This window comes from Enterobacter cloacae complex sp. 397G4, assembly GCF_050031515.1.
GTDB lineage: Bacteria > Pseudomonadota > Gammaproteobacteria > Enterobacterales > Enterobacteriaceae > Enterobacter > Enterobacter hormaechei_C.
On the sequence record NZ_JBLGWE010000004.1, the window covers coordinates 17111 to 32134 of the forward strand.

Sequence of the window (15024 nt, forward strand, 5' to 3'; positions counted from 1 at the left end):
GGAGCCACTATGGCAACTTCTAGGTATTTCCAGGCCGCTCATGACGTTATTGTTAAAACTCTTGACCAGTCTTTGACTGGTCAGTTAGATAACTTTTCTTCAATAGCGTCTCAGTTGGGTAAGTATGGTATTTCCATTTATATATTGTGGTATGCTTATACCACAATAGTTGGGAAGCAAAAAACCGCAGTGCAGGATTTTTTATGGAATCTATGTCGATTCTGGTTAATTCTTGTTTTTGTCAAAAATATGGGGGGGTGGTTAGATAGTGCAACTCAGGCCATTGATGGGCTGAAGGAAACATTTGCAGGAGGTGATCCTTGGAAATGGGTTGACGAGCTTTGGGAGAAAGTTCAGCAGGTAGCTGCATATCTTATGTCCAAAGATACTTCGAAGTATGTGAAAACAGATGGGGCAATCGCATCTTTATTAACATATGCTGGAGGGATAATTGCATTATTGCTAACTTCAATAGTTTATCTCGCCGCCGAAGTTACTATTAAGATACTTACTATTACCGCGCCGTTGTTTATTATTTGTCTTTCATTTGGTTTTTTAAGGCAGATGTTTAATAGCTGGCTTCAGTTAATATTTAGCTCATGCTTCATATTCTTGTTTTGTGGACTGGCAATTAAAGCGGGAATGACGTTCCTTAATGGCATTCTGACAATCTCGATAGCTAACGCAGATGAATTAAATCTGATATCAACAGGTGCTCAGGCCGGGGTTGCAGGTGCATTTATGGCCTGGATTATCTGGCAAGCCAAAACCTATGCTTCCCAGCTCGCAGGGGTAGGTGTTGAAGGCGCGATGCAAGGGGCAGCCGCAATGGGGATTGGTGCTGGCGTGTTCGGCGCTTCCCGTATGGGGCGTAATCTGCTTGGTATGGGTAAAAATGCAGGGATTGGCGCATGGAAAGGCGTTCGCCGTCAGGATGGAGGGTTCAACCAGTCTCCTGGTGTATCCGGTAAGTTGGGGAATCTGACCGGGCAGGGCGTTAATATTGGCGCTAAGAGGCTTCGCCAGGCTGCGATAGATGCGGCGAAAAAGAAATATGGAGGTTAACCGATTTATTATTTAAATCTGTCAACTCTGAGTATTCCGCAGTAAATATTCACTCCTCTATTTAGGTTCTCACATTATGAAACTACTTATCACGGCTATCGTGACGCTTTGCCTTGTCGGATGCCAGGCGTCACATAAACAACCTCCGGTATCCGGAAAAAGCGAACCTGTTAATTCAGCAGAGGTAATGCGCAATGGGGTTTAAACTCTCAGGATTAAAACTTCCCGGTTTTAACAAGAAAAAAGAAGTAACAGACTCTTCAACTACTTTTGAAGAGAAAAATGTATTGATGCAGGAGAAAATGAACCGCATTTATAAATTCGGTGGTATTGCAGGAATTGCCGTAGGTGTGTTGTCTCTGCTGGCACTGAATGGAGCGCTACCGTTAAAGAGTACGGTTGTCGAAGCTTATCTTATTAATGGTGTCACTGGCGTTGCTGAAAGACTGACTTCTGTTAAAAAAGAAAACCTCTCTGAAAATGAAGCGCTGGCGAAATACTTCATTACTCAGTATGTGAAGCGTCGTGAAGGGTATAACTATTTCAGTCTCCAGCATGATTATGATTATGTTCTGTTATACAGCGCTGAGAATGTGGCGACGGATTACAACGCTTTAATCAACGGCAACCAGTCACCAAAGGTTATTTATAATAAAGCGGAAAAAACCGCATCTGTTCAGGATAATCCGTCCGTGATTATCAGTCCGTCATCCCGGCGCGATGATAAGGATATGGGAGCATATATCCGGTTTAAATTAACCATTCGAAATGTCGCGACAGGCCAGGATGATTATGAATACTGGAACGTCCGGTTGACCTACCGTATTGAACCACAGGTCGAAATGGCATCGGGTGACCGAAACAATAACCCGCTTAAATTCGTTGTAACGAGCTATGTACGCGATAAAGAAGTGAAAGGGTGAAAACTATGAAAATGAATAAAGGAGCGCTAATTGTGGCGCTTCTGTTGGTGTCGCACGTCTGCCATGCAGCCGTTACGCCAGCAGCCAGCCGTTTTGATCCCCGTAATCAGATTGTCAGTTATAACCCGCAAAACACGACAGTCATAAACAGTGCGGTTGGCTATACAACCACACTGGTATTTGACGAGGATGAAACGGTCATCAGTGCCAGAACCGGCTTTCCCCAGGGCTGGGAAGTGAACAAAGAAGATAACCTGGTGTATCTCGAAGTGAAGCCCGTCAAACAGACCGTACAGAAGAACAGTACCGATGACAATGGCAACCAGTCTTCAGAGGTGGTCAGTGTAGCCCTTGATCCTGAAAACGACCTGGAACGCTGGCGAACAAACCTGTTTGTTCGCACAACAAAACGTAATTACAGCATGGAGCTGAACGCCCGAACGTTCCGGCAGCCGGATAAGATCGCGTTTGTTGTTAATTACCAGTACCCGCAGGAACGCCGGAAGGAGCAAGCCGAAATCGAGAAGAAACGGATTGAGGCTCTTAACAAGCGGCAGGAGGAGCAGGCAATCAACCGTTCTCTTGAAAATGCGAAGTCGCCCAAGAACTGGGATTACTGGAAGCGGGTAGCTGACGGCAGCCAGTCAATCAGCCCGGATTATGCGTATGACGATGGCCGCTATACCTGGTTTGGCTTCAGCCCCCTGAAGAAAATCCCCAGCGTCTTTGTTATGAGCGGCGAACAGGAAACGCTGACTAACCCGGTAGTCAAAAACAGCGGTAGTTTCACCGTTGTTGGTGTTCCTGTAGACCAGCGCTTTGTTTTGCGTATGGGAAATCAGGTTGTTGGGGTTGAAAACCGGGGCTTTGGCAAAGTCCGTCTTCCGGCAGGAGATACCGTTTCCCCGAACGTTGAGAAAGAGGTGATCCAGTGAGCGAACAGGAAAATAAAATCCCGACCGCTGTAGAAATTGAACAGGCACTACGGGAACGGCATCAGAAAGAAATTGAGCAAAACGATAAAACGGATAAGGGAGATGAAGATGACGGTAAATCAGTAAAACGCCTGGGTATCGAGAAGCTTAAAAAATCGCGTAAGGGGCTGGTGATTATTGTGGCCGCTTTCCTTCTGCTGGCCGCCGGGGTGTCTGTCTACTATATCCCGTCGATTATTCGTGCAATGTCCAGCGGTGATGATAAGCCTGCCAGTAATGCGGTATCTACTGGTTCAGTAAAACGCGCGACAGGACTCAGCGATGATGTTGATCCATTCAACACCAGGGAAGAACCGGCTAAGACGGAAGAACGGAAGGAAAGCAGCGGCAAAGCGGAAACGCCACCGGAAAAAGTACAACAAAACTTCAGTCGTGCGCTGGATGTGGCCTATGGGGGGAGCAGCTCTGCTTCCTCAAATTCCGGTGGTAGCTCATCAACGGCCAGCAATACCAGGAACGAGGGGGACGGCAGTGACAAACAGGCAGAGGTTCAGCCTGTTAATGCAGGGCAACCCGCGCAGCTTTCTAAAATTACGCGCGTTCCTTATGACCCTAACCTTTTCATTCCTGAAAATACCGCGATTAAGTGCTCGCTGGACAGACGATTTATTTCTGATCTGGCTGGCAAGCTGGTCTGTACGATTAATGAGGACGTATACAGTGCAAACAGGAATGTAAAGCTAATTGAAAAGGGAACAGCCGCATATCTGATGTATAAAACGGGCACGTTCAATCATGGTCAGGGAGCCGTGTTTATCGCTGCTACGAAGCTTAGAACACGTAAGGAACCTTTCATTGATATTCCGCTGATTGATACACAGGCGGCGGGAGCGCTGGGTGAGGCCGGGGCTTCAGGCTGGATTGACACACATTTTGCAGATCGCTTTATGGGCGCGATGATGGTTGGCATGATCCCCGATGTGGCACAGGCCGCAAGTGGAGCGGCTAAAAGTAATAAAGACAATCAGACCGACTATACAGCTAACAGTCGCCAGGCTTTTGCTGATATAGCACGCGAAGCGTTTGCAAACAGCGTAAATATCCCTCCAACGCTTTATAAAAACCAGGGGGAAATCATTACTCTGATCGTTGGTCAGGATTTGGATTTCTCCAGCATCTACAAATTAAAAATGGTGGGTACCCGGAGGTAATTTGATAACGCTGGATATCAAAGAGTTTTCAATGCTGTTAGGAATAAGGGAAAGCGAAATATACCATCATATTCGTAAGGGCATACCAATAAATGGCGTTCCTTTCCCCAAACCACTGAAACAAATCAAAACGCATCGATTTAATTACGAAGAAGTCATGCGTTTTATTGAAGATCTTAAAGGAAAAGGTGAATTATGAAGGATGCAGAGAACAGACATATTGTTTATGAAATAATAGATGAATACTTCCACCACTGGCTTAATGAAGTCGATGGTTTAACTGAAATCGCGGTAAATCGGCCTGATGAACTGTTTGTTAAAGTGAGTGGGAAATGGCAGCAGCATGAATTAAAAATGGATTTTAAAGATTGTATGTCATTTGCAGGGGCAATTTCTGATTATCATGATGGTGGGTCGGTTACGCCAGAATATCCCTTACGTTCTGTTACGCTCCCCGGAGGGGAGCGTGTACAAATAGTTATTCCCCCGGCAACGGAACGGGAAACGGTGTCTATTACAATCCGTAAGCCGTCCAGTGTGTTTATCGACCATGATACCTTTGTTAAACAAGGGTTTTACTCAAGGCTAAATCAAGGGGGGAAATTCAGGGATAAAGAAGATGAATTATCTTCAATGTTTAAAGATAATTGTTTTGAACAATTTGTCCCTGAATGCCTGGTTAAGGGTAAAACGATGGTATTTTGTGCCGGAACGGGGGCGGGTAAAACCACCTTTGCAAATGCCTGTCTTCAGTACATACCCCATCATTTACGATGTATTTCAATTGAAGATACAGATGAAGCAAAGTTCAGGTTCCACAAAAATCATGTGAAATTGTATTACCCGTCAGAAGGGGAAAGTAGCACTGTCAGTTCCGCTTCTCTTTTACGTTCTGGTTTTCGTATGAACCCGGACAGAATCCTCATGACTGAGGTTCGCGGCGCGGAAGCCTGGGATTTTCTCAAAGGCTCAAGTTCCGGCCATGCAGGGAACCTTACAACCGTCCATGAGAGCACCCCTGAAGATGCTGTGCTTGGACTGGTTCAACGGTGCTATATGAACCCTGAATGTCAGAATTTGCCTTATAACATTATATTGCGGAGGGTGTTAAGCAACGTCGATGTGATTATGAGTATTAAGTACATCGATGAGGAAGATAACCGATTTGCATCGGGTATTTACTATCGTGATATTCATTTTCAGGAATACTTTGAAAAGCTGAAGGAGTGATTATGTCTCTGAAACTACCCGATAAAGGCCAGTGGGCTTTTATCGGTCTGGTTATGTGTCTTGTGACGTATTATACTGGCTCAGTTGCTGTTTACTTCCTGAACGGAAAAACGCCGCTTTATATATGGAAGAATTTTGATTCCATGCTGCTGTGGCGGATAATAACAGAGAGTAATATACGGACAGATATCAGGTTAACCGCAATCCCCTCTCTTTTATCAGGTATGGTTTCGTCTCTCATTGTGCCTGTTTTTATTATCTGGCAACTGAATAAAACGGATGTTGCTCTTTATGGTGACGCGAAGTTTGCCAGTGATAATGATTTAAGAAAATCGAAACTTCTGAAATGGGAGAAAGAAAACGATACTGATATTCTTGTAGGTGCATATAAAGGTAAATACCTGTGGTATACCGCACCAGATTTTGTATCACTTGGCGCAGGAACCCGCGCAGGTAAAGGGGCTGCAATAGGTATTCCAAACCTGCTGGTCAGGAAACATTCCCTGATTGCATTAGATCCAAAACAGGAACTGTGGAAAATCACCAGTAAGGTACGTGAAAAACTGCTGGGTAATAAGGTCTATCTTCTTGACCCTTTCAACAGTAAAACGCATCAGTTTAACCCGCTTTTCTATATTGATTTAAAAGAAGAGAGCGGGGCTAAAGACCTGCTGAAGCTGATTGAGATCCTGTTCCCGTCTTACGGTCTGACCGGAGCGGAAGCACACTTTAATAACCTCGCGGGGCAGTACTGGACGGGGCTGGCAAAATTGCTTCATTTCTTTATTAACTACGACCCCTCCTGGCTTGGTGAGTTCGGGCTTAAACCTGTTTTCTCAATTGGTTCTGTAGTCGATTTGTACAGCAACATCGACCGGGAGCTGATACTCAGTAAGCGAGAAGACCTGGAGGGAACAAAAGGACTTGATGAAAACGCGCTGTATCATCTGCGCGATGCCCTGACCAAAATCAGGGAGTATCACGAAACCGAAGACGAACAACGTTCGAGTATTGATGGTTCGTTTCGTAAGAAAATGAGTCTGTTTTATCTTCCGACTGTTCGCAAATGTACAGACGGCAATGATTTCGACCTTCGCCAGTTGCGCCGGGAAGATATCACTGTTTATGTTGGCGTTAATGCTGAAGATATGTCCCTGGCCTATGACTTCCTCAACCTGTTCTTTAACTTCGTTGTGGAAGTCACGTTACGAGAAAACCCTGACTTTGACCCGACACTGAAACATGACTGTCTGATGTTCCTGGATGAGTTTCCGTCTATTGGTTACATGCCAATCATTAAAAAAGGTTCGGGTTATATTGCCGGGTTTAAACTCAAACTTCTGACGATTTACCAGAATATCAGTCAGCTTAATGAAATCTATGGTGTTGAAGGTGCCAAAACGCTGATGAGTGCGCATCCCTGCCGGATTATCTACGCTGTCAGTGAAGAAGATGACGCTAAAAAGATTTCGGAAAAGCTGGGCTATATCACCACCAAATCGACAGGTTCAAGCAAGACAAGCGGACGCTCAACGTCGAAAAGCAGTTCAGAAAGTGAGGCGCAGCGCGCCCTTGTGCTCCCGCAGGAGCTGGGAACGCTGGATTTTAAAGAAGAATTTATCATTCTTAAAGGTGAAAACCCGGTTAAAGCTGAGAAAGCCCTCTACTTCCTCGACCCGTATTTTATGGACAGGCTGATGATGGTAAGCCCCAAACTTACCGAGTTAACCGCCTCTCTGAATAAGACTAAAAAAGTATTGGGTGTTAAAGGGCTTAAATATCCTTCTAAAGAAAAAATGCTCTCCGTCGGTGAGCTGGAGTCAGAGGTTTTACTATGAAAAAAATGTTAATGGTCAGTGTCCTTTTTCTCTCTGCCTGTTCCTCTCCGCCTGAACCACCACAGGTTGACTGGGAACAGAATCCTGAAACGGTGAATACACAATTAATGGACTGGCAACCGACATACTCAGTTATTAAATCAGACAAGGTTAATTCATCGTGGGTTAAGGTTATCCATAATTTCAGGCCTGAAAACCGCCTTTACGATGATGCTGTTTTTTATTCTGTTGCACATTCTGATTCAGTGATTGTTGAAACCAGTAACGGAACAGACTTTTTCACAGCTAAAAACTGGTTGAGGGCGAACGGTGCAAACGGTGTCATACAGTATCGTTATAAAATGAACTGTTTTTCTTGCCGGACTACCAGTGTTTATTTATCACGATAACGCCGGATTAATAAAATTCTTGTAATTTTATTGAGCCGGGGTTGAACAACCGCAGGGCGTTAGTTGCCCGTTATCCATGAGGTGTATATGAAAAAGACCGTAACCACGGCAGTGCTGCTTTGTGCGTTCGCTGCCGGAACTGCTCATGCTGAGGAAAAGGCCGACCCGAACGATCCATGTGCAATGGTGTTATGCCTTGCCGGAAAACTTGACGGAAGTAGTCCGGCAGAATGTGACCCGATGTATAAAAGTTTTATGTCAATCAGGAAAAAGAATAAACATGGTTTTTTACCCGATCACACGGCAGATGCCAGAAAGAAAAAACTAAATGAATGTCCTGCGGCTGATGCAGGTACAGTAAGTAAAATTATTTCAAGCTTTGGCCGATTGAAAAACTTTTAATTCTGTTTGATTTAATTCTGATGTGAATACGCAAGTTTCAGGTTTGAGACTGGAACTTGCGAACATTTTTTACAGGGGTGGGAGGATGAAAATTATTAACGTACCTGATGCAAGAAGTGTGAGAATTGCCGGAATTGAAATTATCGATAGTGTCAAATCGGTCGCTTCTGTTTTTACTGAAATTTTGTTGTTTATGGTCTGGTTTCCGGCAATTGTCTATGGGCTTTATCGTTTTGTTATCGTTTTGTGGGATGCTTCCTTAAAGCCGCAATCGCTCATTGAGTTTATTAATTTCATGGTTGAGTTATACAGCTATGTACTTCCTTCGTTGGCTGTTATCGCAGTGGCTTTAGTCGTCGTTTTATCCATTTTTAAAAGACTCTCAGCAATATGGGAGGGAAGAAAGCAATGAGACATTTTTTTAATGTTCTTTCCTTTGCTGTTGCCCTGTTGCCAGCTACATTGTGTGCTGCTCAGATTCAGGGGAAAGTTATTCGCGTTCTCGATGGAGATACCATCGAAGTTAAAACACTACCCGCGAAAATTGTTGTGTATGAAGTTCCGATTCGAGTCCGATTGATAAATATCGATGCACCGGAAAAAAAACAACCCTTTGGTCGCTGGTCAACCAATCAACTTAAAGCCCTGCTGGCAGGGCAATCAGTTACCGTCTCTTATACGCAAACAGATCGCTACGGGCGAGTCCTGGGACGAGTGGTGACAGCGAACGGCACTGAGGCTAACCGCCAGCAAGTGCTAAAAGGGGCTGCATGGGTTTATGACAGGTACAACACCGATAACTCATTACCGGCTCTGCAACGGGAAGCTCAGACACAGAAGCGCGGCCTGTGGGCTGACAGTAATCCCGTTCCTCCGTGGGAGTGGCGTCATAAACAAAACTGACGCGCTTCGCTTGTCCAACCCCTCCTCTGCCTGAAGAAAATCTTCAGGCAACGTCACGGTTTTTAATATACATGGTGCGCATATGGGTAAATTAACTCTGGTAGAGCAGGCTTTACGGCTCCATAAAGAATATTACGGTGAAGATAATTTTGGTACTGTCGTAAAGGATTGTGATTACTATCCTAAAGTGGCAGAGATTTTTATAAACAGAAAGAATCGTAAAATTTATTCGAATCTTGATATCGAACCCGTTGCTTCAACCGTCGTTCATACGGGAAGTAGCCCTGTTATGGCTAAAGCCGGGAGGATTAAAAAGCTTATGTTTAAAGATGGTTCGGGAGCATACCGGATTCATCTTGGTCAAAATGAAGTGGTTCATATTATTCGCTTCATTCTTAACTCTAAAGTCAGAATGGAGTACGCAGTTGGCACAACCAAAAGTATGTCGATGCTTCATAATCTTTGCGAAGCTGGACGCGCTAAATTAAACCGCTCTTTACCCCGTAAAGGTATCTGGAAAATCGGGTGTTACGACGGCGTTTATTATCACGGTAAGGCAAGGAAGGAAGAAATAGAAAACGCTTTACGTTTTTCTGTTCATCCAAAGTTTAATGAGCTGGAGAATGACTTTAATCAGTTCTTTTCGGATATTGATTTCTACACCCGTTATGGTCAGTCAGGAATGCGAAAAGTGCTTTTTACTGGTCCTCCGGGCACAGGGAAAACGACTATCGCAAAAGCTTTGGGGGCAAAATATCAGGATAAATATGTATTTGTTTATGCTGATGATTACTTTAAAGATGTTTGCTATGCCGCAGCTCAAAAGAAAATACCCGTTATCATAATAGCTGAAGAGGTTGATGAACTTTATCGGGCTGATGCCGGAACGTTAAGTTTTCTTGATGGGGCTGATACACCGCGAAATCTTGCCGGGACATATGTTATTTTTTCAACGAACTATCCTAACCGGATTGATCCGCGCATCAGAAAACGCCCTGGCAGAATTGACAGAATCATATCTGTAGGTGCTTTTCGGACTAAAGCCGCTGCCGCTTGTGCCAAAATGTACTTACCAGACGATATAAATATTGACCTTAAAGAACTTGGCGCGGTGCTGGACAGAACGACTCCTGCTGAAATAAAGGAGATAATAAATATTGCTATTGGCATGATTCGCGGAACAAAAAACGAATTAACAGTAGATGTAATCAAGAATGCGCGTGCCTTTTTGAAAGGAACCCTTGACCTTAGTGTGCAGGAGGCAGAAGAAGACATAGAGGAAAGGGAAGAAATCTTTAAAAAGAATGGTGCGCAGCCTGACTATTCAAGTTACCTTGAGGATTGATTAATGAGACTTTTTATTGCAGAAAAACCGTCTTTAGCAAAGGCTATTTTTGAAGGACTGGGCGGAAATCCCAATACAGAAAAGAAAAACGGCTATTTTGAACACGGTTCTGATGTCGTTACCTGGTGTTATGGTCATATGCTGGAGCTTTACGACCCACAGGATTATGACGACAAATATTCCAACTGGCGTTATAGTGATTTACCCATTAAAGCGGTTTATCCGCCAAAATATAAAATCAAGCCTGAATCAGAAGCACAGACCCGCATTATTTTGTCTCTTATCGATAAAGCCGACAGCATCGTTCATTCAGGCGACCCCGATGATGAAGGATGTTTGCTGGTTGATGAGATTCTGGGTTATGCCGGAAACAAGAAACCCGTCCAGCGACTGCTTGTTGCCGACCTCAACCTTGCGCCAGTGCAAAAATCACTGTCGAATTTACAACCTAACGATAAATTTCGCGGTATGACGTTAAGCGCCCTGGCGCGTTCCCTGTGCGATCAGGGTTTTGGCTATAACATGACGCGGGGATGTACATTAAAAGGCCGTGAGAAGGGCTATGACGGCGTTCTGAACGTTGGCCGGGTACAAAGTGCCGTTCTTGGTCTGGTGAACATGCGCACGCTGGCGAACCAGAATCACACAGAAAGCTTTTATTACGATGTATTCGCCAGTCTGTCGATGAACGGGCATCAGATTAAGGCGAAATATCAGACAACAGACGACGATCAGATAGACGAGAAAAAACGCCTGATCTCCGAAGCTCAGGCCGCGCATATTGCCGGACGTGTTACGGGTAAGGATGCTATTGTTACTATCGCGACGACAAAGCCGGAAAATAGCAAGCCTCCGCTTCCGCTTAACCTTTCCACGCTTCAGCAGCTCTGCGCAAAGCGATTTGGTTATTCTGCAAAAGATACGCTCGATGTGATGCAGGGGCTGTATGAAACTCACAAGCTTCTGACCTATCCACGTTCTGACAATCGCTATCTTTCAGATGAGCATTATTACCAGGCCGGAGATATTGCCACTGCTATAGCGGCCACCGTACCCGAACTGGCGTCTGCGATCGTAGATATGGATAAAGGCCAGAAACACAAAGCCTTTAATGCCAGTAAGATTGAGGCGCACCACGCCATCATCCCGACGACAAAAAGCGGAGCCGGTATTCAGCTTAATGAAAAAGAGCGGAACGTTTATAACCTGGTGTCCGTCTACTTTATCGGGCTGTTCTACCCGGATGCGATCCGCAACAAGACGAAAATCCACTTTGATATTAAGGGGGATACCTTTACGGCCACACAGAGCGTTCTGGTACAAAAGGGCTGGGAAGCGCTGGGTAAGGATAGTGATGACGAGGACGAAACCGAAGATGCCGGAACGGACGGTTTTGACCTTTCATTGCTGAAATTTAATGACAGCGGCCTGTGTGAATCGGCAGACGTGGACAAGAAAAAGACTACACCACCTCGCTATTTCACAGAGTCAACGTTACTGGCCGCCATGACGAGTGCGGCAAAATTCATTGATGATCCGGCTCTCAGAAAGGCGCTGGAAGCGAAAGACGAGGGCAGCAGTGATCGTGGCAGTATCGGAACGGAAGCCACCCGCGCGGGTATTCTTGAGAAACTGGCGGCAAATACCGGGCTTATCTCCATCGAAAAAGAAAAGGGGTATTCGGAGCTGGTATGGAAAACCACAAAACAAGGCCAGGAGTTTTGCGCTGCACTGCCTCCTGAAATCACTAAACCGGATATCTCCGCTCTGTGGGCTGAAAAGCAGTCTCAGATCAAAGCCGGAGAGCTGACAGTTGAGGAGTTTATTAAGGAAAATGATGAGTACGTCCAGGGGTTAATCGACGAGCTGGACAGGAACGGAATTTCGATTTCTTCAAATGCCACGCCCTGCCCGGTTTGTAACAACGGTTTCCTGCGTAAGCGTAAGGGGCAAAATGGCTTTTTCTGGGGATGCTCCTGCTACCCTGAATGCAAGACAACATTCCCGGACAAAGACGGCAAACCGGATATGGAAGCAAAATCCAGATCAGAAGGTTCCATGTCCCGGCTCGAAGCCCCCTGCCCTTCATGCAGTAAAGAAATTATTATCCGGCCTAAAGGCTTTTTCTGTTCCGGGTGCGAGTTTAAAATCTGGTCTGAAGTGTCAGGAAAAAAACTGACACAAAATCAGGTTGAGACATTAATCAAAAAAGGTAAAACCGGAGAGATTAAAGGCTTTACCAGTAATAAAACCGGGAAAAAGTTTGACGCTGCAATTGTTTTGCAGGATAAAACTACGGGTAAACTTGGGTTTCAGTTCAGTAAAAAATAAGGATTAACTCGATGAGTGAAAATGAAACGTTTGACGCAACAAAAAAGCTACTCCTGAATATTCGCTCTGTTCGTGTTTTTGCGCGAGAAACCAGCTTTGAACAACTGCTGGAAATGCAGGAAAAGCTTAACGCCGTGATCGAAGAACGTCGTGAAGAAGCAGAGCGTGAGGCAGCAGAACGCGCAGAGCGCGAAAGAAAGCGCCAGGAACTGCTCCAGTTGATTGCCGGAGAAGGTTTTTCACCGGAAGAACTGCTTGGCCTGTCCGAAGATGCGCAAAAAACACGCAAAAAGACGTTGCCAAAAGCGCCGCCTAAATATCAGTTTGATGAAAACGGCGAAACGAAATACTGGTCTGGTCGTGGCCGGACACCAAAACCAATCGACGAAGCGTTAAAAGCTGGCCGTTCTCTTGATGAGTTTCTCATCAAAAAAGATGCTTCCAGCACTGCTGGTGACGAACAGTAATCTAACAAGCCTCTGACACTGCGTCAGAGGCTTTTTTTTAGCAAAAAGGGCGCGGGGGGTTATGGTGAAGAAATCTTTGGATATCTTCGCGGGGATAAGGGAAGTAGTCTCTGATATCTTTGGTTTCTAACTTACCAGTGCAGTGATACGTCTGAAAATAGATCCACTCTGCTATTGTTTTGTAGATGTGATTTCCCATGTTCGCGCTTTGAGAACCATACTGCATGACTTGTGCATCCAGGTCATTACACATCTCCGGCGGAGTGAGTACATGATATGTCCTGCATAACAGCGGGCGGTAATTGTAGATTGAGCATGTTCCCTTCTCAGACAAAAACGGACATTTTGACTCATGCCCGGTCGTAAGCGGGTTGTCTCTGGCAGTAAGTTTACTTGCTTGTGCAATATGTGTTGCCTCAAGCGCGGTTAAATGAACATCCATTTTACAGCACGAAGAGCACCCCTTTTGACAGGAGGTAAACGTGCTCACAAATTCTTTGTTAAAACGATCCAAAAAGGCGTACATCTGTTTTAACTTGAGGTAAATATTACCGGATTGAGTATTGAGTTTATTTATGAGTGCCTTTAACTCATCGAAATACTTATCAGGTACGGGTTTCAGATTGGTATAGCCGGGTAATGTTTCGCCTGGCTCCAGGTGGATCACTGAGTTAGGTTTGATATCCATTGCTTTTGCTTCCTATATTCTTCTCGCGCTGGTTGTTCATTTGACACTAAAACAAGCGTCATACAATGGCAAGGTGTCAAGCCCAGCAGTAAATCACGCTTGCCAGCAAACCAGTTTCCTGCAGCCGGTTTGGCCGTTGATTTTTGCCAGCAATATTACCCGCTCGATGCCCGCCCTGGGCGTGAAATTGCCAGCAAAAAAGATTGCCGCTATCAAAGGTGTGGTTTATATTATCTGTATCGTACGATACAGATAATGGAGAAGCTTAATAGATGACTGAAAAAATCACTGACGAGGAACTGGTAGATTTGTTGGAGGCGCTCAAAAGAGCACATGGTATGGGCGTTTGTTCAAAGGCGGTTAAGCTGGCACAGCGTTGCGCTGATGTGTTCCCTGCTATTGTTGCAGAGTTACAGGAATATCGGAACGCCGCTAAGCGAACTTCAGCATGACAAGAGCCACGGAACGCGCTTACAGCGAGCTACAACAGGCGTTTGATTTCTATAACCAGCGCCTTTTTGACGGCGAACTCCCTGACTGTCTGATTACGTTCCAGCGCGGCAAGAACACAATGGGCTATTTCAGTTACAGGCGCTTTGTTGCTGCTGACGGCAGCGGCAGGATGATTGATGAAATCGCCCTCAATCCTGAATACTTCCCGGTGTACCCGCTTATTGAAGTCATGCAAACGCTGGTTCATGAGCAGTGCCATATGTGGCAGTACCACTACGGCAACCCGTCGCGTAAGACGTACCACAATGCGCAGTGGGCGGCAAAAATGGAAAGTATCGGACTTATGCCCTCCTCCACCGGGAGACCTGGTGGTGCGAAAGTCGGCCAGAAGATTAATGACTATCCGATCCCTGGTGGCCGCTTCCAGCGCGTCACACTGGAACTGTTCCAGGGGCAATTTGCTTTGAGCTGGTTTGATCGCTTCCCTGTCCAGGTCGAACAACAAAAAGATATGACCGCCGTAATAGAGCAATGGCGCGAAACGCTTGCTCTGGCGCATCAAAATGCTGAGGCCGGGATTGATATAGAAGCGGTGCTTTCTATGGCTCTGCTGCCGTCAGTGTCACCGCAGAACGGGAGCCATTCAGATGATATGGCCGGGAGCAATGACAATGATTTGTCAGTTGCAGCATTTGAGGACAAGCCAAAACGAAATAAAGTTAAATATCAGTGTCGCGGGTGTGGCGCTGCCGTGTGGGGCAAAGCCGGACTGAATATTGAATGCGGCGATTGCGAGCTGGCTTTCATCGAAAATTAATTGCCAGCAAATTTTCCCGGTCACATC

General features: G+C 45.4%; 17 protein-coding genes. 16 read left to right on the top strand and 1 reads right to left on the bottom strand.

Features of this window, described 5'->3' with window-relative positions; genetic code table 11:
• Positions 1 to 9 precede the first annotated feature (9 nt).
• The 14 genes from ACQG1Y_RS25810 (at position 10) to ACQG1Y_RS25875 (ending at position 13039) form a co-directional block, all read left to right on the top strand.
• Entirely contained in the window at positions 10 to 1065 is a 1056-nt protein-coding gene (locus tag ACQG1Y_RS25810) for a type IV secretion system protein (RefSeq protein ID WP_000235886.1), read from the top strand.
• Between the two features lie 194 nt (positions 1066 to 1259).
• Positions 1260 to 1988, top strand: coding sequence for a virB8 family protein (locus ACQG1Y_RS25815; RefSeq protein ID WP_004199085.1), 729 nt, complete (start codon positions 1260 to 1262; stop codon positions 1986 to 1988).
• Positions 1989 to 1993: 5 nt separating this feature from the next.
• On the top strand, positions 1994 to 2923 hold the full coding sequence (locus tag ACQG1Y_RS25820) for a TrbG/VirB9 family P-type conjugative transfer protein (protein ID WP_000783386.1): 930 nt from the start codon (positions 1994 to 1996) through the stop codon (positions 2921 to 2923).
• Positions 2920 to 4134, top strand: a complete 1215-nt coding sequence (gene virB10, locus ACQG1Y_RS25825) for a VirB10/TraB/TrbI family type IV secretion system protein (protein ID WP_001295060.1) — start codon at positions 2920 to 2922, stop codon at positions 4132 to 4134. Before ACQG1Y_RS25820 ends, virB10 begins: the two co-directional genes overlap by 4 nt.
• Position 4135: 1 nt before the next feature.
• Positions 4136 to 4333 carry a DNA-binding protein gene (locus ACQG1Y_RS25830; RefSeq protein ID WP_000629109.1) on the top strand — a complete coding sequence of 66 codons (198 nt, stop codon included), beginning with the start codon at positions 4136 to 4138 and terminating at the stop codon, positions 4331 to 4333.
• On the top strand, positions 4330 to 5364 hold the full coding sequence (gene virB11 / locus ACQG1Y_RS25835; RefSeq protein WP_000650512.1) for a P-type DNA transfer ATPase VirB11: 1035 nt from the start codon (positions 4330 to 4332) through the stop codon (positions 5362 to 5364). The genes ACQG1Y_RS25830 and virB11 overlap by 4 nt, the downstream gene beginning before the upstream one ends.
• Before the next feature lie 2 nt (positions 5365 to 5366).
• Complete coding sequence (locus ACQG1Y_RS25840; RefSeq protein WP_000053822.1) at positions 5367 to 7202, top strand: type IV secretory system conjugative DNA transfer family protein; 1836 nt, start codon at positions 5367 to 5369, stop codon at positions 7200 to 7202.
• Positions 7199 to 7591, top strand: a complete 393-nt coding sequence (locus ACQG1Y_RS25845; RefSeq protein ID WP_000738524.1) for a cag pathogenicity island Cag12 family protein — start codon at positions 7199 to 7201, stop codon at positions 7589 to 7591. Before ACQG1Y_RS25840 ends, ACQG1Y_RS25845 begins: the two co-directional genes overlap by 4 nt.
• Positions 7592 to 7678: 87 nt before the next feature.
• A complete protein-coding gene (locus ACQG1Y_RS25850; RefSeq protein WP_000754496.1) occupies positions 7679 to 7993 on the top strand; it encodes a TrbM/KikA/MpfK family conjugal transfer protein in 315 nt (104 codons plus the stop codon).
• A gap of 85 nt (positions 7994 to 8078) precedes the next feature.
• Positions 8079 to 8405 (top strand): hypothetical protein, encoded by a 327-nt coding sequence (locus ACQG1Y_RS25855; protein WP_004208538.1) that lies wholly within the window; start codon positions 8079 to 8081, stop codon positions 8403 to 8405.
• Positions 8402 to 8896: a thermonuclease family protein gene (locus tag ACQG1Y_RS25860; protein ID WP_001215543.1), complete on the top strand. Its 495-nt coding sequence runs from the start codon at positions 8402 to 8404 to the stop codon at positions 8894 to 8896. The genes ACQG1Y_RS25855 and ACQG1Y_RS25860 overlap by 4 nt, the downstream gene beginning before the upstream one ends.
• Before the next feature lie 82 nt (positions 8897 to 8978).
• Positions 8979 to 10241: an AAA family ATPase gene (locus tag ACQG1Y_RS25865; protein ID WP_000517490.1), complete on the top strand. Its 1263-nt coding sequence runs from the start codon at positions 8979 to 8981 to the stop codon at positions 10239 to 10241.
• Positions 10242 to 10244: 3 nt separating this feature from the next.
• The gene (topB, locus tag ACQG1Y_RS25870) at positions 10245 to 12572 is read left to right on the top strand and encodes a type IA DNA topoisomerase (protein WP_004199098.1); all 2328 of its coding nucleotides are present in this window, start codon (positions 10245 to 10247) and stop codon (positions 12570 to 12572) included.
• 11 nt (positions 12573 to 12583) lie between these two features.
• The gene (locus tag ACQG1Y_RS25875; RefSeq protein WP_001293458.1) at positions 12584 to 13039 is read left to right on the top strand and encodes an H-NS family nucleoid-associated regulatory protein; all 456 of its coding nucleotides are present in this window, start codon (positions 12584 to 12586) and stop codon (positions 13037 to 13039) included.
• A 37-nt stretch (positions 13040 to 13076) separates the two neighbouring features.
• On the opposite strand, the gene ACQG1Y_RS25880 is transcribed toward ACQG1Y_RS25875, so the two are convergent.
• Positions 13077 to 13727: a YkgJ family cysteine cluster protein gene (locus tag ACQG1Y_RS25880; RefSeq protein ID WP_000351937.1), complete on the bottom strand. Its 651-nt coding sequence runs from the start codon at positions 13725 to 13727 to the stop codon at positions 13077 to 13079.
• A gap of 272 nt (positions 13728 to 13999) precedes the next feature.
• Here ACQG1Y_RS25880 and ACQG1Y_RS25885 point away from each other — a divergent pair, with 272 nt between their 5' ends.
• Together ACQG1Y_RS25885 and ACQG1Y_RS25890 are read left to right on the top strand one after the other, a co-directional pair.
• Positions 14000 to 14179 (top strand): hypothetical protein, encoded by a 180-nt coding sequence (locus tag ACQG1Y_RS25885; protein WP_023408316.1) that lies wholly within the window; start codon positions 14000 to 14002, stop codon positions 14177 to 14179.
• A complete protein-coding gene (locus ACQG1Y_RS25890) occupies positions 14176 to 14997 on the top strand; it encodes a SprT-like domain-containing protein (protein ID WP_000196235.1) in 822 nt (273 codons plus the stop codon). The genes ACQG1Y_RS25885 and ACQG1Y_RS25890 overlap by 4 nt, the downstream gene beginning before the upstream one ends.
• The last annotated feature ends 27 nt before the right edge of the window (positions 14998 to 15024 follow it).